This window comes from Thioclava arctica (genome assembly GCF_040892615.1).
Classification (GTDB): domain Bacteria; phylum Pseudomonadota; class Alphaproteobacteria; order Rhodobacterales; family Rhodobacteraceae; genus Thioclava; species Thioclava arctica.
Genome location: NZ_JBFRYC010000002.1, coordinates 19,795 through 42,453, shown reverse-complemented (window position 1 = coordinate 42,453; position 22,659 = coordinate 19,795). Strand labels below are relative to the sequence as shown.

Sequence of the window (22,659 nt, the reverse complement as noted above, 5' to 3'; positions counted from 1 at the left end):
CTGAACGCGGCCGCGACAGGCGATATATTATGCGATATGAGATGCACAGTTTTGGGCTGATGGCGCGGATATTCCAAGGCGGCGCTTTGGCGTGCGCGATGGCATTGGCGCTGATGACCCCGGCACAGGCGCGCGATTGGACGGCTCAAGGGCCAAGTGCACTGGCCGAAATCATGCCGCAACTGGCACCGGGGGATGTGGTGAGGCTGGCTGCGGGCGACTATCCCGCGCTGAATCTGTCCAAGCTTGCGGGCGATGATGATAAGCCCATCACGTTTCGCTCAAGCGACCCCAAACAACCTGCCCGCATCGAACGGATGGACCTGCGCGAGGTCAGTCATCTGGTGTTTGACGACCTGCTGTTCGACTACGACTATCACCCCGATGACAAAGCAAACTTACGCCCCTTTCAGGTGTTTACCGCGCGCGATGTGACGATCAGGAACTCAGTGTTTGATGGCGATCTGGCCCCCCCGACGGCGGGATCGCCCGAACATAACCCGTTGCCCACGGCGTTCGGTCTGGCACTGCGTTCATCCAACGGCCTGCACATCGAGAACAACGAATTTCGCCGCTTTTTCCGGGGCTTGGTTGTCAGCGACTGCGTCGATGTCTCGGTGACGGACAATGATATTCACGACATGCGCATGGACGGGATGAACTTTGCGCAGGTCGCGCGCGTGACCATCACGGGCAATCATATGCATGATTTCTTGCGCGCCGCTGAGCTGGCCGATCATGCGGATATGATCCAGTTCTGGACCGCTGGGACCACCCGACCCAGCCACGATATCCTGATTGCGAATAACCTCTTCAACTCAGGTATGGGGCTGTTTACGCAGTCCATTTTGATGCGCAACGAGTTGGTGGATCGGGGCGAAGCGGGCGACGAGATGTTTTATAGCAACGTGACGATCCGCGACAATGTGATCATCAACGCGCATTTGCACGGGATCACGCTGGGGCAAGCCGATCACGTCGAGATTACCAATAACACGCTCATCCATAACGCGTTTTCACAAGGGGTCGAGGGCCACCCCAAGCTGTGGATTCCCCAGATACGGGTGGCGCGTGACGCGCGTGACGTGGTGATTGAAAAGAACGTTGTGGGCGAAATTTCGGGGCCTGTCGGGCAGACCGACTGGAGCGTGAAGGACAATCTGTTGATTCAGGATGTCTCTCCTGGTCGTCCAAATTTCTACGACACGCTGTTCGTGGCCGCGCGCACCGGACTGCCCAATGATCTGCGCAATTTCGACTATCTTCCCGGCGGTGCGCTGGCGGGGGCCGGTATCGGGGCGCCGCAGTTGGACGGGCTGGCGCAGGACAGGACGTTGCAACCGGTGATGCGTATCGGGGCTGCGCCGGAAGGTGGTAAAGAACTGCTGTTTGATGCGGCCAAAACCGTGCTGCCAGACGGCGTTAACCCAAGCAAAGTCACTTATGACTGGCAGATCGGCAAGGCCGACAAGATCGCGGGCGCCAAGGTGCCATTTACCTTTGAGCGCCCCGGCAATTATCGCATCACCCTGACGGCCATGTTGCCAGATGGCCAAAGCCGCTCGGCACAGGGGCAGATTGCGGTGCGCGACAGCCGGGTGCTCACGTTTGACCCTGAAATCGGTCGGATCGTGTCGCATGTTGGCGCGGAACCCAAGGTGCTTTCCACCATCGCTGTCTCTCCCGGCGCGCTGGAATTTGGCGCAGGCGGCGGCGCAATCGATGTGCCCGCCGAGATGATTGCGCCGTTTTTCGGGGCGGACAGCTTTAAACTGTCGATGCGACTGCGTGCGATGGGCGATTTCAAATCCGCAGGTGAGGTCGTGCGCATTCATCAATCCTTGATTATCAAGGCGACGGGGCGCGGCACGTTTACCGTGGAATTCTGGCCTGCCAATGGCCAACGGCTGCTTTTGCGCACCAAGCGGATCCCGCTTTACGACGGAAAGTGGCATGATGTGAGCTTTGAATATGACGCCGCGAAAAGCCATTTCGAAGTCCACGGCGATGGCGCGCTGATCGGGCAGGGCTCGGTGTCGGGTGAAACCCGCCCGATGGAATATTGGGGATTGGCGTTGGGCAACCCGTTTGGTGTGAAAGACAGTTTCCACGGCGAAGTGGAAAGCCTTGAGCTGGACGCGAGCGGCGCTGCGGTTGCAGGAGCGCTGTAAGGATGCGCACTGAAACGATGAGGCGCGCGCCGGTTTCGGCAGGACCGGCTTCGGGTGGAGCGATGCGGCGCGTTTCTCTGGCGGGTCCAACCGCCGCGCCCGGCGATGTTGCCCTGGCTTCGGCCAAGCTGCCTTTTCCCGTGCTGATCATGTTGATTTCGATCCTGCTGCCAGTGGAATTCAACCTTGGACCGCTGGCGATGACAGGGCTGCGCATGGTGCTGATCGTCATGATCCTGCCATTGCTGGCAGGGTTGTTTTCAGGTCGGTACGGGCGGCTCATGGCGGTGGACTGGCTTTTCCTAGCGCATTTTTTCTGGCTGACGATCGCGCTTGCGGTGAATAACCCCGACCGGGTGATCCAGCAGGCGGGCTCGGTTGGGCTTGAATTTCTGGGCGGATACCTGATGGGGCGTGCCTATATTCGCACCCGAGAGGATTTTGCCGCCCTCTCGCGCGCGCTGATCTTTTCCTTCGTTCTCATGCTGCCCTTCACCGCCTATGAGACCATCACAGGCACGCCGCTGATCCCGACGCTGATCGACAAAGTGCCGGGCCTCGGATCGGTCAATATCGTTTATGCTGATCCGCGTATGGGGTTGGAGCGCGTGCAAGGCCCCTTCGATCATCCGATCCATTTCGGGATTTATGCTTCGGTTGCGTTCCCGCTTGCCTTCGTGGCGTTTGACGGGGTGCGCTCGATGCGCTGGCGGGTGCTCATGAGCGCTATCGTGGTTGGCTCGGGGATGTTGGCGCTTTCTTCGGGGGCGCTTTTGGCGCTGCTGCTGCAGATCGGGCTGATCGGCTGGTCGATCATGTTTCGCTCGATCACATGGCGCTGGTGGCTGCTGGTGGGGCTGTTTGTAACGGCCTATGTCGGCATTGATTTGCTGTCGAACCGGACGCCCATCAAAGTGTTCATGTCCTATGCCACGTTTTCGGCCCATACCGCTTATTGGCGCGGAATCATCTTTGATTGGGGCATGAAAAATGTCTGGGCAAACCCGATTTTTGGTCTGGGTTTGCGTGACTGGGTACGCCCGTCCTACATGCATTCGGGCAGTATGGATAACTTCTGGCTGGTGATGGCTGTGCGCTATGGAATCCCGGGGTTTCTGCTCGTCGCGGGGGGGTATGCTTTGGCCGTGGCGCAAATTATGCGGCGCGACTTCAGTCAGGATTTCCGCCTTTTGGTCTTTCGTCGCGCGTGGGTTTTCACCTTTCTCGGCTTGTCCTTCGCGCTGTGCACCGTGCATGTCTGGGGCGCGGTTTATTCATTTGTCTTTTTCATGTTCGGTTCGGGCGTCTGGCTAATCCGCGCGACCGAGCAACAGGACGAAATCCCCGATAATGACGAGCCTTCAACACCAACGAGCCGATATACTCGGTTTGCCTCATTGCGCGAGCGGGCCCAGAGATGAGCGAAAAACTCCGAGTTCTGATGATTGCGCCAGCTCTCTCGCGCGAGTCGATTGGCGAGGCTTATGTTGCCTATAAATGGGCCGAAGCGCTGATGCCGCTGGTCGATCTGACGGTTGCGAGTTTTCAAAGCCCGCGTCACTCATCGCTGGCCGAGCAATTGCCGCAAGCGCGCATCGTCACATGGCCGCGCCCCACCGTGCTGGATCGCAACCCCCGGCTGCGCGCGATGCTCAAACCAGAATGGCCGATCTTCATGCGCAAAATCCGGGCCTATTTGCGCGCGCACGGCGGCGAATTTGACATTGCGCATCAGATCATGCCGCAGGCGATGCGTTATGCCTCGCCGCTGCGTGGGGGCGGGGTGCCTTATGTTGTCGGGCCGCTCGGGGGCGCGTTGACGACCCCGCCGGCCTTTCGCACGGAATCGGGGGCGGCAAAATGGTATACGCGCCTGCGCGCGCTTGATCATCTGCGGCTGCGCTTTGATCCTGCGCTGCGGGCCTCGTATCGCGATGCGGCGATGGTGCTTGGCGTTGCGCCCTATATTCGCGACCACCTCGCACCGATTGCGATCCGCGATTATGAAAATGTGTTGGAATTGGGCATCGAAGGCCCGGCGCCAGCGCGCGAGCTGCGCTCTGACGGCACGATACGTTTGCTGCATGTCGGACGCGGCGTGCGCACCAAGGGGTTGCGCGATGTGGTGCGCGCGATGGGACTTTTGCGCGAGCGTCCCGATTTGCATCTTACCAGCGCGGGCGCTGGTGAGGAAATCGCGCTTTGTCGGGCCGAGGCCGAGCGCCTCGGCGTCGCGGATCGGTGCGCGTTCCTGGGCGCGATCCCGCGCGATCAGGTTGAGGACCTTTACGCGGGTTCGGACATATTCGTGTTCCCAAGCTGGCGAGAACCCGCTGGGAATGTTCTCTATGAGGCGATGCGCTGGGGGCTACCGGTGATTGCGGCGGCGCGTGGCGGTCCCGATTGGATCGTTGACGAGGGGGTGACGGGTTTCAAATGTGCCGTGTCCACGCCTGATGCCTTGGCGCGCGATGTGGCGGGCGCAATTGCAAAGCTTGCCGATGATCCGGGGTTGCGCGCGACGTTCGGTGCGCGCGGACAAGCCAAGGTGTTGGCCGAAGGGCTTTGGCCCGTGAAGGCCGAGGGGCTTGTTGGCCTTTATAAGCGCGCCTTGGGGCGCTAGCGCCCGATCCGCTCGCGCGCTTCGGGCGAGAGAGCGGCCAGAACCGAGGCAGGGGGCGCCAGTCCAAAATAGCCACGCAACAGGGCGCGCGCCTCGGGGCCATGGCCTTGCAAGACCAGTTGCCCCGCTTTGGCGAGGGACCAGAACATGCCCCCGATCAGGCCGGGCGGGAAGTTCTTGCGCAGGAACATCGCGCGGGCGCGGTGCTTGAAATACTGCGAAAACGGAGAGGCAACCGAGCCCATGCGCTGCGAGCCGATCGCCGATCCTGCCTTGTGCAAGACCACGGCCTCGGGGCAATAGGCGATGCGCAGGGGGCCGCGGCGCAACGCCCAATCCACCTCTTCGTAATAGAGGAAATACTCCTCGGCCATCGGGCCTGCGGTCTCGTAAAAGGCGCGCGTGGCAATCAGGCTGGCCCCGGTGACGAACTCGATCTGAGACTCTTTGGGCACCGGCGCTGTGCGATCTGCGAATTGGTTGATGTTATGCGTGATCCCGGTGCGCCGGTCGATCGTGCCACCGTCGATCTGGATCATCTCGGGATTGTCGGCATAGACCACGCGATGTGCGATCAGCCCGATCTGCGGGTCGTCTTGGCGATACATTGCCAATGTGCGCGGCGTATCGGGTTGCGTGATACAGTCGGGATTGAGCAGCCAGAACCGGTCAATCTCGGGGGCGCGCGCCAGCCGCGCAAGCCCCAGATTGACGCCCGCTGCGAAACCACCATTCACCCCCGCCTTGATCAGCGCGATGCCTGCCGCGCCTGCCTGCGCGGGCGACAACAGCGTTGGCCCGATGGTGTCGCGCACAACCGCATTTGTCTGATCGCTCGAGGCGTTATCCACCACCACCACATGCAACACCACGTCCGTCGCGGCCTGAAGCGCGCGCAAACAGTCCGCGATGACGTCTGCGGCGTTATAGGTCACAATCACCACCCCCAGATGCGGGGTGGGTGTCGAGGCGAGGCTCGCTGCCATAGGTCTTTGTTATCCGTGCTGAATTTTGATCAAAAAATCAGAATGGTGCGGCAATGACCAGTGTGTTTGCGCGCAAAATGCGAATTGCGCGCAGGGCTGTGGCGTTTAAACCCCGCGTGACAGGGCAGCCACGCCGGTGCGTGCTACGTCTGACAGCCCCAAGGGACGCATCAGATCGGCAAAGGCGTCGATTTTCTCAGACGTGCCGGTGATTTCAAAGACGAAGCTTTCCAGCGTGCTATCCACCACATTGGCGCGGAAAATATCGGCCAGTCGCAGCGCCTCGACCCGTTTGTCCCCCGTGCCCGACACTTTCAACAGCGCCAGCTCCCGCTCGACCGGGTGGCCCTCGACCGTCAGATCCTTGACCTCGTGCACGGGCACGATGCGACCCAACTGCGCCTTGATCTGCTCGATCACCGACTCTGTGCCGGTGGTGACGACAGTGATCCGGCTTTTGTGGCCCTTGTGATCGACCTCGGCCACGGTGAGGCTGTCGATGTTATAGCCGCGCCCCGAGAACAGCCCGATCACGCGCGCCAGAACGCCCGCCTCGTTATCCACGATCACTGCCAGCGTGTGCGAGCGCTCCAACTGGCTGTGGCTGTCGCGCAGATCATACGCCGAATGGCTCGACGCGCCTTTTTTGATTTTCAGAGCGGCCATTGCCTCTCTCCTTTTCTCAATCGCCAAGCCCTGCGACTTGGCCCAAACATCGCGAGGGTCCGGGAGACGCGCCCCCGGACGGCCTCAGACCAGCCCCGCGCCTTCCTTGAAGGCCTCGGCATCGGCGGCCAGAAGCATCTCATTATGGGGCTTGCCCGAGGGGATCATCGGGAAGCAGTTTTCGTGTTTCTCGACGCGGCAGTCAAACAGCACCGGACCATCGTAATCCAGCATCTCTTGGATTGCGTCATCCAGCTTGGCGGGGTCATCACAGCGGATCCCTTTCCAGCCGAAACTTTCCGCCAGTTTGACGAAATCGGGCAGGCTTTCGGACCACGAATGGCTGTAGCGCTCGCCATGCAGCAGCTCTTGCCACTGGCGCACCATCCCGAGGCGTTCGTTGTTGAGGATGAATTGCTTGACGGGCGTGCGGAACTGGGTCGCGGTGCCAAGCTCTTGCATGTTCATCAGCCAGCTTGCCTCACCCGCCACGTTGATCACCAGCGCGTCCGGGTGGGCCACCTGCACCCCGATCGAGGCCGGGAAGCCATAGCCCATCGTGCCCAAGCCGCCGCTTGTCATCCAGCGATTGGGGTCTTCAAAGCCCAAGAATTGCGCCGCCCACATCTGGTGTTGACCCACTTCGGTCGTGATGTAGCGATCGCGCCCCTTGGTCAGCGCCTCAAGGCGTTGCAGCGCGTATTGCGGCTTGATGGTGGTGTCGGAATTGGTGAAATCAAGGCAATTGACGGCGCGCCATTTTTCAATCTGGGTCCACCATTTCGCCAGCCCGGCCGTGTTGACCTTGCGCCCGCGCGATTTCCACACCTTGAGAACATCTTCCAGCACATGGCCGATATCGCCCAAGATCGGCAGGTCGACCGGGATGATCTTGTTGATCGACGAGGCATCAATATCGACATGCACCTTGGTCGAGCGCGGGCTGAAATCGGGGATGCGCCCGGTGATGCGGTCATCAAAGCGCGCGCCCAGATTGATCATCAGATCGCAGCCATGCATTGCCAGATTGGCCTCATACAGACCGTGCATCCCAAGCATCCCGAGCCACGGCTTGCCCGAGGCCGGATAGGCACCCAAGCCCATCAGTGTCGAAGTGATCGGGAAGCCCGTCGCGTCGACCAACTCGCGCATCAACTGGCACGCAGCCGGGCCGGAATTGATCACGCCGCCGCCGGTGTAGAACACCGGGCGCTCGGCTTTTTCGATCAATTCGACAAGCGCGGTGATCGCGTCCAGGTCGCCCTTCACTTTGGGTTGGTAATGATCAACGCGCGCCTGTTTGGGGGCGGTGTAATCGCCAGTGGCGAATTGCACATCCTTGGGAATGTCCACCAGCACCGGGCCGGGACGCCCCGAGGTCGCGACATGGAACGCCTGATGGATGGTTTCCGACAGTTTCGCGGTGTCTTTGACCAGCCAGTTGTGTTTCGTGCAGGGGCGGGTGATGCCCACGGTGTCGGCCTCTTGGAAGGCATCGGTGCCCACCATAAAGGTCGGCACCTGACCCGTGAACACCACAAGCGGAATGGAATCCATCAGCGCATCGGTCAGCCCGGTCACCGCATTGGTCGCCCCCGGACCCGAGGTCACCAGCACAACACCGGGCTTGCCGGTCGAGCGGGCATAGCCTTCGGCCATATGCACCGCCGCCTGTTCATGGCGCACAAGAATGTGGCGAATGTCGTTTTGCTGAAAAATCTCATCGTAGATGGGCAGAACTGCGCCGCCCGGATAGCCAAAAACCGTATCGACGCCCTGATCCTTGAGCGCTTGCACCACCATTTTCGCGCCGGTCATCTGCCGTGCCATATCTCTTCTCCATCCTCGCGTGGGGCAGGTGGCCCCGGTCTGCGCGTCTCACAATCGACTTGCCAATAAAAAGCCCCCGGCTTTGGCGGGGGCGCATGGGAACCTTCATTGTCAAACCGTCACCGGCCCATGCGCTTGGCTCCTACGACAAGTACAAGAATCGCAGTCATTGCGCTTCCTTTCGATTGCGAACGAGCGGAGATTATGGCTGCGGGCAGGGGGCGTCAATGCCCAAAGGCTGCATAAAATGTCGCGCAGGCACATTATTCTTGTGAAATGTTGCGCGGCGCCGCGAGGCGTTCGCAACTTTGTAAAATTGCGGGCGCGATATGGGCGGAACTATCCACGCCATGCCGTAAGGTCATCACGCGGGCTTGATGTGCGGCCTTGTCTTTTTGGTCAAGTGAACGAACCAGATAGCCTTGGAAATGCTTGACCTTCGAAGTCCGAACAGTCAATCAAAGCAGAGGTGCGAGGCCTTGGGACGGACAATAATGAGGGAGGGAGTATGATGGGCAAATTGCTAGCCCTGTCACGCTGGATTGACATCATCAATGAGAGGATCGGCAAGTCCGTGTCCTGGCTTATTCTGGTTTCAGTCCTTGTCAGTGCAACCAATGCCATCGTGCGCAAGATGTTTGACAAGTCGTCGAACTCGTGGCTCGAACTACAGTGGTATCTGTTTGGTGCGGCTTTTCTGGGGGCTGCCGCCTACACGCTCAAACAAAATGAGCATATCCGCATCGACATCATTTACGGTGCCTTGTCGCGCAAGGTGCAGCATTGGATCGACCTGCTCGGGCATCTCTTCTTCTTGATGCCCTTCGTGGTGCTGATGCTGATCAAGCTGACGCCGTTTGTCATGCTTTCGGTGCGCTCGGGCGAGATGTCTACCAATGCGGGCGGTTTGATCTTGTGGCCGGCAAAGATGCTGCTGCTGATCGGGTTCTGGCAACTTTTCGCACAGGGGATCTCTGAGATCGTCAAGAAAATCGCGGTGATGCGCGGGTTGGTCGAAGACCCGCATTCGCTGAGCGGTCATCACGGTATGGATCCTATCGTTGAAGAAGAGGCGCTGTGATGCTCGAACTTATTGCGCAGAACATGGCGCCAATCATGTTCCTTTCGTTGATTATCTTCCTGCTGCTGGGCTATCCGGCAGCCTTCGCGCTGGCGGCGAATGGCTTGCTGTTCTTCGTCATTGGCGTCGAACTGTCGGGCTATTCGGGCGGCTCGATCAACCTTGACTGGCCGTTGCTGAATGCGCTGCCGCAACGGTTCTGGGGGGTCTTATCGAATGAGACACTCTTAGCCATTCCCTTCTTTACCTTCATGGGCATCGTGCTGGAGAAATCTGGCATGGCCGAGGATTTGCTCGACACGATCGGGCAGTTGTTTGGCCCGGTGCGCGGCGGTCTGGCCTATGCGGTGATCATCGTGGGTGCGCTGTTGGCTGCGACCACGGGCGTTGTTGCGGCATCGGTGATCGCGATGGGGCTGATCAGCTTGCCGATCATGTTGCGCTATGGCTATGACCGCAAGGTGGCCACGGGCGTGATTGCGGCCTCGGGCACGCTGGCGCAGATCATCCCGCCCTCGTTGGTGCTGATCGTGCTGGCCGACCAGTTGGGTCGCTCGGTGGGCGATATGTATAAGGGCGCGCTGATCCCGGGCATGGTGCTGACCGGCATTTATCTGGGCTATGTGATGGTGATGTCGATCATCAAGCCGGGCTCGATGCCCGCGCTGCCCAAAGAGGCGCGTACGCTGGGTTCTGGTGTGATGTCTCTGATTGTCGCGCTGGTCTTTACCGGGGTGATTTTCTACTTCGCGATGGGCTATTTCGAGAAGTCCGGGTCGAGCGTGAACAATTCCGAGATTCTCGCCGCCGGGGTTGCGGTGATCGTGATCTACGCGGTGGCGGTGCTGGACAAGTTTCTCAAGATCAACGTGATGAGCCGTCTGGCACAGCAGGTGATCATCGTGCTGATCCCGCCGCTGGCGCTGATCTTCCTTGTTCTTGGCACGATCTTCCTTGGCGTGGCGACCCCGACCGAAGGCGGCGCAATGGGCGCGGTTGGCGCTTTGGTGCTGTCTGCGATCAAGGGACGGCTGAGCTTTCCGGTGGTGCGCGATGCGCTGGCGGCGACGACGCGACTGTCGGCCTTTGTGCTGTTCATTCTGCTGGGCGCGCGGGTGTTCTCGCTGACCTTCTATGGGGTGAACGGGCAAATCTGGGTCGAGCATCTGCTGACCTCGCTTCCGGGCGGCCAGTTGGGCTTCCTGATCGTGGTGTCGTTTCTGGTGTTCTTCCTCGCCTTCTTCCTCGACTTCTTCGAGCTGGCCTTCATCATCGTGCCGCTTCTGGCACCGGCAGCCGAGAAGCTGGGGATCGACCTGATCTGGTTCGGGGTGATCTTGGGGGTGAACATGCAGACCTCGTTCATGCACCCACCCTTCGGTTTTGCGCTGTTCTATCTGCGATCGGTCGCGGCCAAGGTGCCCTATATCGACAAGGTCACGGGCATCAAGATGGAGCCGGTGAAGACCTCGCAAATCTATTGGGGCGCAATTCCCTTTGTGTTCATCCAAGTCGCGATGATTGCCATCGTGATCGCCTTCCCGGGCATGGTGATGCATTACAAGGGCAAGCCGATCGACCCCTCAAAGGTCGAGATGAAGCTGCCCACGATGCCGGGGCTGGGGGGCTTGGGCGGTTTGCCGGGACTTCCCGGACCAAGCGGTTCAAGCGGAGGCTCGGGCGCGGGTGGATTGCCACCGCTACCGGTGCCCGGCAGCAACTAAACACGAAAAACGGCGGTCCTTGGGGCCGCCGTTTCATTTTATCTGGAACCGAACCGCGTGGTTGGCGTCTAGTTTAATAAGCGCCAATACGGCGCGCGATATGGGAAAGGGATTTGCGGATGCGTATTCTGGTTTTGGCGGCTGCGGGTGGGCTGCTAGTCTCTTTGGCGGCTTGTGGCGATACGGTAACCGAACGTGCTGCTACCGGCGGGCTTGGCGGACTTGTTGTTGCGGGGCCGGTTGGCGCTGTGGCCGGGGCGACTGTGGGTGTTGTCACCAAGAAATAGCCTCGCCGCCTTGTATGGAACGCAAAAGGCCCCGGACATTGCCGGGGCCTTTCGATTTCAAAGAGATGCAGATTACATCTTGAGTTTGCCTGCCGCTTGCTGGCGCATCATGAAGTAGTCGTAGTTGAACTCCGACAGCTGCCACCAGCCATAGGCGTCATTGCGGAACGCGAACTGGCTGTCATAGATCTTTTTGAACGCCGGGTTGGAGGCGTTGATCTCGCTGTAGACTTCAGTCGCCGCCTGGAAGCAGGCATCCATGATGTCTTGCGAGAACGGACGCAGCTGCGCGCCTTGTCCCATCAGAGTTTTCAGCGCGGTCGGGTTCTTATGGTCATACGAGGCCAGCATGTCGCAATTGGCGGCCTGAGTGCCGGCTTGCAACGCGATCTGATAGGCCTCGGGCAGCGCATCATAGGCTTTCTTGTTGAACATGGCGTGCAAGCAGGCGCCACCTTCCCACCAGCCGGGATAGTAGTAGTAGGGCGCAACTTTGTAGAAGCCGAGCTTTTCGTCATCATAGGGACCGACCCATTCGGTCGCGTCGATCGTGCCTTTTTCAAGCGAGGGGTAGATGTCGCCACCCGCGATCTGCTGAGGCACAACGCCCAGTCTTTCCATGACCTTGCCGCCAAAGCCACCGATACGCATCTTGACGCCTTTGAGGTCCTCAACCGTATTGATTTCCTTGCGGAACCAACCACCCATCTGGGCGCCGGTGTTGCCACAGGGGTAGGCGGTGATGTTGTAGCCCTGATAGAACTCGTTCATCAGCTCGTTGCCGCCGCCATAGTAGAACCAGGCGTTTTGCATCCGCGCGTTCAGGCCGAACGGCACAGCCGTGGCAAACGCGAAAGTCGGATCTTTGCCCCAGTAATAGTAAGACGCGGTGTGGCAGGCCTCGACGGTGCCGTTGGAGACCGAATCCAGCGCTTGCAGGCCGGGCACGATTTCGCCAGCGGCGAACACTTGGATGTTGAACTTGCCGCCGGTCGCACCCTTGACGTACTCCGCCATGGTTTCGGCCGCGCCGTAAATCGTGTCGAGCGATTTCGGGAATGACGAGGTCATGCGCCAGGTGATTTGCGGGGTTTCTTGCGCGATGGCAGGTGCGGCAAGAGCCGAGCCTGCAGCAGCTGCAGCCCCGCCAAGCGCGCCTTTGCGCAGGAATGAACGACGATCCATATGGTTTCCTCCCGGTGAGTGTCGTTTTTTTGTATGGCCTGCCCCTTCCGCCCCGTCGGGCCCCTCAAAGGGCAGTCATGCGGTCACCTTACTTGACCGATTGTGGCTGTAAACCGCGATTTGCATGCTGTTGCAGGTTTCTCACCTTCAATTGTGCGCCAAAGCGTGCGAGCGATCGCGCGACCTGCCCAAAAGGTCAGGTTCGCCGCAAATTTCGCGCGCGGAGCCGGTGCAAGCCATAGCTAGGGCCCGATTTCTGATTGCGATTTTCGGGAAGGGGCGCTGTCTATCGCTTGGGCAATTGCCCTTGGATTAGGCGCTTTGCTGGGCGCGGATCAGCCGCTGCGAGTATCGGGCAGTTGAATGCGCGCGACCTGCTCGGAGATCGGGTCGACCGAAAGCGGATGCGTCTCGCCCGTGTGGTCTTCGGGGTCGCCGATATCAATCCACTCGCCGCCTTTGAAAATCTCAAGCGCGGCGAAATTCGCCTTATAGCCCATCTTGCGCGAGCCCGGCACCCAATAGCCCAGATAGACATAGGGCAGGCCGATGCGACGCGCGATCTCAATGTGATCAAGGATCAAATAGGTGCCAAGGCTGTCTTTGACCCGGTCGGGTTCGTAAAAAGAATACACCATCGACAGCCCATCATCGAGCACATCCGTCAGGCAGGTTGCGATCAGTGCGCGCACCGAACCGGGCGTGGCCGCGCTTTCGCGATATTCAATGACGCGCGATTTGACCGGGGTTTCCTCGATCATCGCGGCGAATTCAAAGATATCCATGTCGGCCATGCCGCCATCGGCGTGGCGCAAATCAAGATAGCGGCGGAAAAGCGCGTATTGTTCCTCCGTCGCCCAGGGGCTGGTCGCTGTGCGGCGCAGATCGGCGTTGCGTTTGAGAATCCGGCGCTGCGAGCGCGACAGGGTGAAATCAGCGACGCGCACGCGCGCGGACAGGCAGGCCATGCAATCGGCACAAGAGGGGCGATACAGCACGTTTTGCGAGCGACGAAACCCTTGGCGTGATAAGGAATTGTTAAGCTTTTCAGCGCCTTCCCCTTGCAGGGCCGTGAATAGCTTTCTCTCGGCCCGCCCATCGAGATAGGGGCAGGGCTGCGGCGCGGTCACGTAGAACTGCGGGGCAAGCGGAAGAGAATGGCGCATTGGGGTGCCGTTTGAATTCGGAGAATGTTGCCCATAGGCTAGCAAAGCGGCGCGCCCGGGCCAAGTGTTTCCGCGCAGCCTACTGATCTCATTGCATAGAAAACGCCCCGGTCAGGTCAACCGGGGCGCTCAATCTGGTGTGTTTCGGCGAATTTATGCCTTGGGGGCGTCGTCCTCGACATCGCTATGGGCGGCCGCTTTGGCGCGGTCTTGCATATATTGGTCGAACTCGGCCTTGTCGCGGGATTCGCGCAGACGGCGCAGGAAGTCTTCGAACTCGCTTTGCTCACGCTCAAGGCGTTCCAAGGTATCGCTTTTATAGGCGTCAAACGCGGCGTTTCCGGTGGTGCGCGAAACATGCACGCGCCCGCCAAAGCCACAGCCGCGCCCCGAGGTCATCGCGCGCGATGCCCCTTCGCCACGCCAGCGCCGACCAAATCGACCGGTGAACAGGATGAAGGCCAACAGAACCAGCCCCAACGGACCAGCAAAGATGAACCCTGCGACCATCAGCGCGATCCATGCGCCCGGCCCGAACCCGTCCATCCAGTCGATGGCGCGGGTAAACCAGTTGCCCCGGGTCACGGGGATGTTGGAGTTGGTGGTATAGGCAGACATGAGAAACCTCCGATAGTCTGATGTGAATGTCTTTTACATCATCCAAGATCGGGTTTGGGCAGGCGTCTTGCAAGAGGGTATGTAAATGTTTTTTACATTCATCGCGGAAAACATTGAATCCGCTTTGTTTTATTCGGTAAAATCGGCCTGCTTGGCACCGCTGATCCGTTCCAGATCAGGCGGTGAGATGCGAAAAACATGGCGCGGTGTGCCCGCTGCCGCCCAGATTTCAGAAAACTCCATCAGCCGCGGGTCCAGATAGGCGGTGACCGGGGTCAGGTGTCCCAACGGTGCCACGCCGCCAATGGCAAAGCCCGTCTCGGCCCGGATCAGCGCGGCATCGGCTTTGCCAAGGGGCTGGCCTGCCACAGCGCTGGCTTTGCGATCGCTGACCCGATTGCCGCCTGCGGTTATAAAGAGCACGACATGACCGCTGTCCAAGCCACGAAAGATGATGGATTTGGCGATCTGATCCACCAAGCAGCCCGCCGAGGCCGCCGCCTGTTCGGCTGTGCGCGCCTCGCCCAGTTCGATGATCTCATGCGCGGCCCCCGCCGCCTCGAGCGCGGTGCGCACCCGGTTCAAGGATTTGCTCATGGCTTTTGCTCCAAATTATTTCGTCCAAGGAGTGCGTAGTTGGCGACAGGGGCCTCCGGCGGGAGTATTTAGAGCTAGATGAAGGAGCGATCCAACCCCCATTGACCGCTGTTCTTGGCGGCGTAGTGTGCGCAGATGCCTTTTGCGTCACGCCTTACCCGTTGCCCCATCCCCTTCGAGCCCGAGCGCGCGCAGGAGGCGCGGGACTTATTCGCCGATCTGGCCCCAGAACTGAGCGATCTGGTGGCGAATTCCGCTGGTTGCAGCCCCTATCTGAAAGGGCTGATGGAGGCGGAAACCGAGTGGCTACGTGCGGCTTTGGCAGGCAACCCCGAAGCTGCCTTGGCCGAGGAGTTCGCGCGCCTTGCCTCGGTTGCGCTGGGCGATTTGGGGTCTGAATTGCGCCGGGCCAAGCGGCGCGTCGCGCTTTTGGCGGCTTTGGCGGATCTGGGCGGGGTTTGGTGTCTTGAAGAGGTGACCGGTGCGTTGACGCGGCTAGCCGATCTGGCGGTCGATCTGGCGCTCAAACGGCTGGTGGGCGAGGAAATTCGGCGCGGCAAGATTCCCGGTGCGCGCCCTGAAGATGGCGAAACGGCGGCGGGGATGGTGGCGCTTGCGATGGGCAAGATGGGCGCGGGGGAGTTGAATTATTCCTCCGATATTGACCTGATCTGTCTGTTTGACGAGACGCGCTATGACCCTGATGACCGGATGGAGGCGCGCGCGGCCCTGATCCGCGCGACCCGCAAGATGGCGGCGATGCTGAATGATCGCACCTCTGAGGGCTATGTGTTTCGCACCGATCTGCGGCTGCGCCCAGATGCCAGCGTGACGCCGGTCTGTATCTCGATGGGCTCGGCTGAGGCCTATTACGAAGCCGAGGGGCGCACATGGGAGCGCGCCGCCTATATCAAGGCGCGGCCCTGCGCAGGCGATATCGCAGCGGGCGAGCGGTTTTTGGCAACCCTACGCCCGTTCGTGTGGCGCAAGCATCTCGATTTTGCCGCCATTCAGGACGCCCATGACATGCGGTTGCGCATCCGCGAGCATAAAGGGTTGCACGGGCCAATTGAGGTGGCGGGGCATAATATCAAGCTCGGTCAGGGCGGCATTCGGGAAATCGAGTTCTTCGCCCAGACCCGGCAATTGATTGCGGGTGGGCGCGATGAAAGCCTACGTGATCGCACGACCGTGGGGGCGTTGCGCGCGTTGGCGATGAAATCTTGGGTGCCTTCGGATGTGGCCGAGGAATTGGTAGGTCATTACCGCAACCATCGCGAGATTGAGCATCGCATCCAGATGGTTAATGATGCCCAAACGCAGATTTTGCCCAATACGGATGACGGGCTTGCCCGGATCGCTGCGATGATGGGGCAGGGCGATGTGGTGGTATGGACGGGGGCGCTCAAAGAGCGACTGGAACGGGTCGAAAGCCTGACAAATGCGTTTTTCGCGCCCGATGAGGCGGCGCCCCGTCCTGATCTCAGCGAGAAGGCGCGTGACCTTGTCGAGGGCTGGACGGGCTATCCGGCGCTGCGATCAGAGCGGGCGCGCGGAATTTTCAAACGTCTTGCGCCGGAATTGCTGGGGCGCTTTCAGGCGGCATCGGACCCGGATGAGGCGCTTGTACAATTTGACGGATTTTTGAAAAACCTTCCCGCTGGCGTTCAGCTTTTGTCGCTATTTGAGGCCAATCCCAGCCTAATTGATCTGATTGTTGATATCTGTGCAACCGCGCCTGCGTTGGCGAGCTATCTGTCGCGCAATGCCAGCGTGCTGGATGCTGTGCTGGGGGGCGCGTTCTTTGCGCCTTGGCCGGGATGCGATGGCTTGTCGCAAGATCTTGGCCGCAAGCTTGACCGGCTTGACGATTACGAGGGCGCGCTTGATCTGGCGCGGCGTTGGGCGAAGGAATGGAAGTTCCGCGTGGGCGTGCATCACTTGCGCGCATTGATCGAAGCCGAGCAGGCCGCGCGCCAATATGCCGATATTGCGGGGGCGGTTCTGGCCGCATTATGGCCCGTCGTACAGGGCGAATTCGCGCGTCGCTATGGCCCACCGCCCGGGCGCGGAGCGGTGGTTTTGGGGATGGGTAGCTTGGGCGCTGAGCGGCTCAATGCGCAATCCGATCTTGATTTGATCGTGATCTATGACGCCGCCGGGCAGGACTATTCCGAAGGGAAGAAACCTTTGGCAGCAAGGGTCTATTACGCAAAGCTCACCCAAGCTTTGATCACGGCATTGACCGCGCCAATGCCCGAAGGCACGCTTTATGAGGTGGATATGCGGCTGCGCCCGTCTGGGCGGCAAGGCCCGGTGGCGACGGCGCTGCAAAGCTTTGCCGATTACCAGATGACCGAGGCGTGGACTTGGGAGCATCTCGCGCTGACGCGCGCGCGCGCCGTGGCGGGCAATCCCGATCTGGCCGATGAGGTCGAGGCGATCCGGATGCAGGTTCTCGCCGCCAAAGGCCGTGGTGAGACCGTGTTGAGCGATCTGGCGCAGATGCGCGCGCGGATCTTTGCGGCCAAGCCCGTGGATGGGCCATGGGAGGCCAAGATCGGCCCCGGTCGGCTGCAAGACATTGAACTTCTGGCGCAGAGTTTTGCTCTGCGGGCCGCGCAGCCCGCGCGCAAGGTCGAGGCGCAGCTGCGTATTGGTCCGCGCGAAGGCTTTATCAGCAAGGAGGCGGCGGGCACGCTGGCCTCGGCCTATCGCCTTTTGTGGCATTTGCAGTCGGGCGCGCGGTTATTGTCGGATCGCGCACTTGATATGGACGCGATTGGAGCGGGCGGGCGGGCCTTTGTTCTGCGCGAGACGGGGCTGGACAGCCTTGAGGCGCTGCAGGCCCGGCTGGACAGTGTAACGCATGCGGTGGCGGAGATCGTGGAACAGGTTTTGGAGGGCTAAATGGCGCGCAAACTGATGGATATCACGCAGGCCGATCCCAAGGGGTTGATCCGCGAAAGCTATCAAATTGAAGGGATTTCGCTAGACGAATGCCGCTCGATTTTCATGGATTGGGCATTGAGCCTGCCGGTGAATTCGGATGACCAAGAGGCGATCCGCACCGTTTTACTGGCCTATAACGCCCCCCAAGATCACCCGATGAGCGTGGTTCTGGCCGAGGGGCTGAGCCGCGCTGGCGAGACGCCCGCGCGCCGCGGGGGCTGGCGCGGGCGCAGGCTTTAGCGTGGCGTTTATCGCGGCAGAGCTGCGGCCTCGCGGGCCAGCGTTTCAATGCCCGCCCAATCGCCCGATTGCACCATGGAGTCGGGCGCAACCCATGATCCGCCTGCACAAAGAACGTTCGGCAGGCTGAGGTAATCGTTGGCGTTCTTAAGGCTGACGCCGCCAGTCGGGCAGAACGACACCTGCGGGATCGGCGCTCCGATCGCCTTGATCGCAGGCGCGCCGCCAGAGGCCTCGGCAGGGAAGAATTTCAGCACGTCATAGCCCAATTCATAGAGCTTCATCACCTCGGATGCGGTGGCCGCTCCGGGCAATAGTGGCAAGCCTTCATCCTCGCAGGCTTTCACCAAGCGCTCAGTAGCGCCCGGCGAGACGCCGAATTTCGCGCCCGCCGCCTTGGCGGCTTTCACATCGGCAGGGGTCAGCAAGGTGCCCGCGCCGACCATGCCGCCCTCGATATCGGCCATCGCGCGGATCGCATCGAGCGCGCAGGGCGTGCGCAAGGTCACCTCGAGCGCGGGCAAGCCGCCTGCGATCAGCGCTTTGGCGAGAGGGACGGCATCGGCCACGTCGCGCACCACGATGACGGGCACGATCGGCGCGAGTTCACACACCTTGCGGGCGGCTTTGGATTGGTCTTGGGGCGTCATTTTGGGTCTCCAGTCTCAGGCCGCCGCGTAGGCGGAAGATGCAGAACGCCTCCGGCGGGGGAGTATTTGAGGCTAGATGAAAGAAGGAGGCGTGTTTCATCTAGCAAGAAATACTCCCGCCGGAGGCAAAAAAAATCAAAGCACCACGGAGGCACCCTCGGTAGATGGGCCGACATGGGTGCGGAAGGCGCCGAACAGCTCGCGCCCCAGTCCAAACTGGTTGGCGCTTAGGTCGGGTTGTACGGGGGCACGCTCGGCGAACCCTTCGGTCAGGCAGGTCAATTCGCCTGAAAGCGCGTCGAGGCGCACGACGTCGCCGTCTTGCAGCTTGGCCAAGGGGCCACCATCGGCCGCCTCGGGGCTGACATGGATCGCGGCGGGCACTTTGCCGCTTGCACCTGACATACGGCCATCGGTGACCAGTGCGACCTTGAGGCCGCGATCTTGCAGCACCGACAGGGTCGGGGTGAGCGAGTGCAATTCGGGCATGCCATTGGCCTTGGGGCCCTGAAAACGCACAACGACGATGGTGTCTTGCGTGAATTCGCCTCGTTTGAAGGCTTCTTTCACATCGTCCTGATCGTGGAAGACCCGCACGGGGGCCTCGATATGGCGACGCTCTTCGGCGACAGCGGACAGCTTGATCACGCCGCGCCCGAGATTGCCGTCGAGCTGCTTGAGACCGCCGGTTTTCTGAAACGGATCGGCGGTTTTGCGCAGCACTTTCTCGTTTTGGCTGTCCACCGGGCCATCGACCCAGGTCAGACCTTCGGGGGTGATTTTGGGCTCTTGGATGTAGTGCGCCATCCCCTCGCCAGAGACGGTTTTCGCGTCCTTGTGCAATAGGCCAGCGTCGAGCAGGTGGCGGATCATGAATTGCAGACCGCCCGCAGCGTGGAAATGGTTCACATCGGCCAGCCCGTTGGGATAGACCTTGGCCATCAGCGGCGTGACCGAGCTGACCTCGTCAAAATCGGCCAGATCAAGGATGATCCCGGCCGCACGCGCCATCGCGGGCAGGTGCAGGATGTGGTTGGTGGAGCCACCCGTCGCCATCAGCCCAACCAGCCCGTTCACAAAGGCTTTCTCATCGAGAATCTCGCCAGCAGGACGGTAGTCATTGCCAAGCGCTGTGATTTCGGCGGCGCGTTTGGCACCCGCTACGGTCAGCGCCTCGCGCAGGGGGGTGTTGGGGTTCACAAACGAGCTGCCGGGCAGGTGCAGGCCCATGAATTCCATCAGCATCTGGTTGGTATTGGCCGTGCCGTAGAAGGTGCAGGTGCCGGGACCATGATAGGAGGCCATCTCGGCCGCCATCAATTTGTCGCGACCGACCTCGCCGGTGGCGAATTGCTGACGGACCTTGGCCTTTTCGTCATTGGGCAGGCCGGTGGTCATCGGGCCTGCGGGCAAAAACACCGCCGGGATATGACCAAAGGTCGCCGCCGCCATCACCAGCCCCGGCACGATCTTGTCGCACACGCCCATGTAAATCGCGGCGTCAAAGGTGTTGTGGCTAAGCGACACTGCCGCGGCCATCGCGATCACGTCGCGCGAAAACAGCGACAACTCCATGCCCGGCTGGCCTTGGGTGACACCATCGCACATCGCCGGAACGCCGCCCGCGACCTGCGCCGTAGCGCCGATCTCGCGCAGCGCGGCTTTGATCAGCTGCGGGTAGTTTTCATAAGGCTGGTGGGCGGACAGCATGTCATTATAGGCCGTGACGATGCCGACATTGGGCGCGCGCGCCGCTGCCAGCGCGTCTTTATCCTGTCCCATCGCGGCATAGGCATGGGCCTGATTGCCGCAAGACAGATGGGCGCGCGAGGGCCCGGCATCACCGGCGGCCTTGATGCGCGCGAGATAATCAGTGCGCGGCCCCTCAGAGCGGGCACGAATCCGGTCGGTGACTCGGGCGATGGTGGAATTGAGCGACATGGGCGGGCCCTTTCCAAGCTGGCAATTGCGTTAGGCGGCCGGGCCGCCGGTTTGGGGGCATTTTATGCCGTTAGCGCTAACAGCGCAACCCACACACAGAAAGTTTCCTTTGAGGCGTGCTGGCGCTTTCACAAGGATCAGCCTTTCGCGCCAAAGCGCAAGGGGGTAGAGAGGCGCGTGTAGTGAAGGAGTTCCCATGACCGATCCCCGCCCCGTCATCCGTTTGCGCCCCAAGGCCGAGGTCCGTGCGATCCGCCATGGTTTCCCTTGGGTCTTTGCCGATGAGCTGGTCGTGGACCGGCGCACCAAGGCGATTGTGCCCGGCACGATTGCCACGCTCGAAGATGCGGAACGTGTGCCGTTAGGGACGGTGACGGTCAATCCGAACTCCAAGATCATTGCGCGGATGCTGGATCGCGACCCCGAGGCGCAGATCGATCGTGCGTGGATCGCGGCGCGGCTGGAGCGAGCCTTGGCGATGCGTGCGCGCCTGTTTGATCAGCCGTTTTACCGGCTAGTGCATGCCGAGGCCGATGGGCTGCCCGGCGTGATCATCGACCGATTTGGCGATGCGGCTGTTATTCAGCCCAATGCCGCATGGTCCGAGGTGATGATCGACGATCTCGCCGCCGCGCTGTGTGATGTCACGGGTGTCACGAATGTGCTTAAGAATGCCTCGGGGCGCGCACGCACCCTTGAGGGATTGAGCGAAGAAACCCTGCTGTTGCGCGGATCGCTGGAGGCACCGATTGAAGTGCCGATGAATGGCGCGACCTATCTGGCCGATCTGCTGGGCGGGCAAAAAACGGGGCTGTTCTACGATCAGCGTCCCAACCACGCCTTTGCGGCACGGCTTGCGAAAGATGCGCGCGTGCTGGATGTGTTCACCCATGTCGGTGGCTTCGCGCTGGCGGCTTTGGCAGGTGGGGCGTCGCTGGCGCTGGCCGTTGACAGTTCGGCCCCCGCGCTGGCTCTGGCACAAAAGGGCGCGGATTTGATGGGCGCCTCTGATCGATTCACCATCCGTAAGGGTGACGCGTTCGATCAACTCGAAGCACTGGGCGCCGAGGGCGCGCAATTTGATCTGGTGATCTGCGATCCGCCCGCCTTCGCCCCTGCCAAATCGGCCCTGCATTCAGGGCTGCGCGCCTATGAACGCGTTGCGCGACTGGCAGCACCTTTGGTTGCGCCGGGGGGCTATTTGGTGCTGTGTTCGTGCTCGCACGCGGCCGATCTGGCGCAGTTTCGCTCATCCTGCACGCGGGGTATCGGCAAGGCAGAGCGCTCGGGCCAGCTGATCCATACCGGATTTGCCGGGGCCGATCACCCGATGCAGCCGCAACTTGCCGAATCGGGCTATCTGAAGGCCCTGTTCTACCGGCTCGACGGATGAGGGCGGTCCTCGACGCCTGCGTCCTTTACCCAACCGTGCTGCGCGAAATTCTGATCGGCGCGGCGCGCGCGGGGCTCTATCGCCCGTTGTGGTCGGCGCGCATCCTTGAGGAATGGGCCCGCGCCGCCGCCCGGCGCAACCCGGTTGATGAAGCCTTCGCGCGCGGTGAAATTGCGTTGCTGCGCGCAGAGTTCCCCAAGGCAGAGATCGTCGCCCAACCGGGGTTGGAATCGCGCCTGCACCTGCCGGATGAAAACGACATTCACGTTCTGGCGGTGGCAATCGCGGGTCATGCAGATGCGATCGTGACTTCGAACAGGGCCGATTTCCCGCGTGGCACCTTGGCGGGCGAGGGGCTTGAGCGGCGCGATCCTGACGGTTTTTTGTGGCAGCTTTTGTCCGAGCATCCCGAGCAGATGCGCGCTTTGACCGAAACCGTGCGCGCGCAGGCTGAACGCCTTTCGGGCACCCCGCAACCGATCCGCGCCCTGATGAAACGCGCGCGCCTGCCACGGTTTGGCAAGGCCCTGGCGGATTGATTTTCATCTA

At 60.9% G+C, this 22,659-nt stretch carries 19 protein-coding genes; 10 read left to right on the top strand and 9 right to left on the bottom strand.

The features are described from left to right. Positions 1–29 precede the first annotated feature (29 nt). The 3 genes from AB4874_RS03085 (at position 30) to AB4874_RS03075 (ending at position 4,794) form a co-directional block, all read left to right on the top strand. Positions 30–2,171, top strand: coding sequence for a right-handed parallel beta-helix repeat-containing protein (locus tag AB4874_RS03085; RefSeq protein WP_368390891.1), 2,142 nt, complete (start codon positions 30–32; stop codon positions 2,169–2,171). Positions 2,172–2,233: 62 nt separating this feature from the next. After that, positions 2,234–3,592, top strand: a complete 1,359-nt coding sequence (locus AB4874_RS03080) for an O-antigen ligase family protein (RefSeq protein ID WP_368390890.1) — start codon at positions 2,234–2,236, stop codon at positions 3,590–3,592. Then, positions 3,589–4,794 (top strand): glycosyltransferase family 4 protein, encoded by a 1,206-nt coding sequence (locus AB4874_RS03075; RefSeq protein ID WP_368390889.1) that lies wholly within the window; start codon positions 3,589–3,591, stop codon positions 4,792–4,794. Before AB4874_RS03080 ends, AB4874_RS03075 begins: the two co-directional genes overlap by 4 nt. Here AB4874_RS03075 and AB4874_RS03070 read toward each other — a convergent pair. The 3 genes from AB4874_RS03070 to AB4874_RS03060 form a co-directional block, all read right to left on the bottom strand. Next, complete coding sequence (locus tag AB4874_RS03070) at positions 4,791–5,780, bottom strand: glycosyltransferase (RefSeq protein ID WP_368390888.1); 990 nt, start codon at positions 5,778–5,780, stop codon at positions 4,791–4,793. The genes AB4874_RS03075 and AB4874_RS03070 overlap by 4 nt on opposite strands. 105 nt (positions 5,781–5,885) lie before the next feature. Continuing rightward, positions 5,886–6,446 (bottom strand): acetolactate synthase small subunit, encoded by a 561-nt coding sequence (gene ilvN / locus AB4874_RS03065; protein WP_295532913.1) that lies wholly within the window; start codon positions 6,444–6,446, stop codon positions 5,886–5,888. 84 nt (positions 6,447–6,530) lie between these two features. Continuing rightward, a complete protein-coding gene (locus AB4874_RS03060; protein ID WP_295532912.1) occupies positions 6,531–8,276 on the bottom strand; it encodes an acetolactate synthase 3 large subunit in 1,746 nt (581 codons plus the stop codon). 511 nt (positions 8,277–8,787) lie between these two features. On the opposite strand from AB4874_RS03060, the gene AB4874_RS03055 reads away from it, so the two are divergent. The 3 genes from AB4874_RS03055 to AB4874_RS03045 all read left to right on the top strand — a co-directional run bounded on the left by AB4874_RS03055 (position 8,788) and on the right by AB4874_RS03045 (position 11,368). After that, on the top strand, positions 8,788–9,357 hold the full coding sequence (locus AB4874_RS03055) for a TRAP transporter small permease subunit (protein WP_368390887.1): 570 nt from the start codon (positions 8,788–8,790) through the stop codon (positions 9,355–9,357). Continuing rightward, complete coding sequence (locus AB4874_RS03050; RefSeq protein WP_368390886.1) at positions 9,357–11,081, top strand: TRAP transporter large permease; 1,725 nt, start codon at positions 9,357–9,359, stop codon at positions 11,079–11,081. Before AB4874_RS03055 ends, AB4874_RS03050 begins: the two co-directional genes overlap by 1 nt. A gap of 119 nt (positions 11,082–11,200) precedes the next feature. After that, positions 11,201–11,368, top strand: coding sequence for a hypothetical protein (locus AB4874_RS03045; protein ID WP_295532909.1), 168 nt, complete (start codon positions 11,201–11,203; stop codon positions 11,366–11,368). Between the two features lie 72 nt (positions 11,369–11,440). On the opposite strand, the gene AB4874_RS03040 is transcribed toward AB4874_RS03045, so the two are convergent. The 4 genes from AB4874_RS03040 to AB4874_RS03025 all read right to left on the bottom strand — a co-directional run bounded on the left by AB4874_RS03040 (position 11,441) and on the right by AB4874_RS03025 (position 14,934). Then, positions 11,441–12,553 carry a TRAP transporter substrate-binding protein gene (locus tag AB4874_RS03040; RefSeq protein ID WP_368390885.1) on the bottom strand — a complete coding sequence of 371 codons (1,113 nt, stop codon included), beginning with the start codon at positions 12,551–12,553 and terminating at the stop codon, positions 11,441–11,443. 335 nt (positions 12,554–12,888) lie between these two features. Next, the gene (locus AB4874_RS03035) at positions 12,889–13,719 is read right to left on the bottom strand and encodes an arginyltransferase (RefSeq protein ID WP_295532907.1); all 831 of its coding nucleotides are present in this window, start codon (positions 13,717–13,719) and stop codon (positions 12,889–12,891) included. A 153-nt stretch (positions 13,720–13,872) separates the two neighbouring features. Next, positions 13,873–14,337 carry a DUF2852 domain-containing protein gene (locus AB4874_RS03030; RefSeq protein ID WP_295532906.1) on the bottom strand — a complete coding sequence of 155 codons (465 nt, stop codon included), beginning with the start codon at positions 14,335–14,337 and terminating at the stop codon, positions 13,873–13,875. A gap of 129 nt (positions 14,338–14,466) precedes the next feature. After that, complete coding sequence (locus tag AB4874_RS03025; RefSeq protein WP_295532905.1) at positions 14,467–14,934, bottom strand: YbaK/EbsC family protein; 468 nt, start codon at positions 14,932–14,934, stop codon at positions 14,467–14,469. Between the two features lie 135 nt (positions 14,935–15,069). Between AB4874_RS03025 and glnE the strand changes: the two genes are divergently transcribed. Together glnE and AB4874_RS03015 are read left to right on the top strand one after the other, a co-directional pair. Next, positions 15,070–17,844 (top strand): bifunctional [glutamate--ammonia ligase]-adenylyl-L-tyrosine phosphorylase/[glutamate--ammonia-ligase] adenylyltransferase, encoded by a 2,775-nt coding sequence (gene glnE, locus AB4874_RS03020; protein ID WP_368390884.1) that lies wholly within the window; start codon positions 15,070–15,072, stop codon positions 17,842–17,844. A gap of 15 nt (positions 17,845–17,859) precedes the next feature. Then, complete coding sequence (locus AB4874_RS03015; protein WP_295532973.1) at positions 17,860–18,126, top strand: hypothetical protein; 267 nt, start codon at positions 17,860–17,862, stop codon at positions 18,124–18,126. Between the two features lie 8 nt (positions 18,127–18,134). Here the strand turns inward: AB4874_RS03015 and eda are convergent, their stop codons facing one another. Together eda and edd are read right to left on the bottom strand one after the other, a co-directional pair. Next, on the bottom strand, positions 18,135–18,776 hold the full coding sequence (eda, locus tag AB4874_RS03010; protein WP_368390883.1) for a bifunctional 4-hydroxy-2-oxoglutarate aldolase/2-dehydro-3-deoxy-phosphogluconate aldolase: 642 nt from the start codon (positions 18,774–18,776) through the stop codon (positions 18,135–18,137). A 135-nt stretch (positions 18,777–18,911) separates the two neighbouring features. After that, complete coding sequence (gene edd, locus AB4874_RS03005; protein WP_368390882.1) at positions 18,912–20,717, bottom strand: phosphogluconate dehydratase; 1,806 nt, start codon at positions 20,715–20,717, stop codon at positions 18,912–18,914. Positions 20,718–20,913: 196 nt separating this feature from the next. Here edd and AB4874_RS03000 point away from each other — a divergent pair, with 196 nt between their 5' ends. Together AB4874_RS03000 and AB4874_RS02995 are read left to right on the top strand one after the other, a co-directional pair. Continuing rightward, entirely contained in the window at positions 20,914–22,110 is a 1,197-nt protein-coding gene (locus AB4874_RS03000; protein WP_368390881.1) for an RSP_2647 family RNA methyltransferase, read from the top strand. Further along, positions 22,107–22,649: an RSP_2648 family PIN domain-containing protein gene (locus AB4874_RS02995; RefSeq protein ID WP_368390880.1), complete on the top strand. Its 543-nt coding sequence runs from the start codon at positions 22,107–22,109 to the stop codon at positions 22,647–22,649. The genes AB4874_RS03000 and AB4874_RS02995 overlap by 4 nt, the downstream gene beginning before the upstream one ends. The last annotated feature ends 10 nt before the right edge of the window (positions 22,650–22,659 follow it).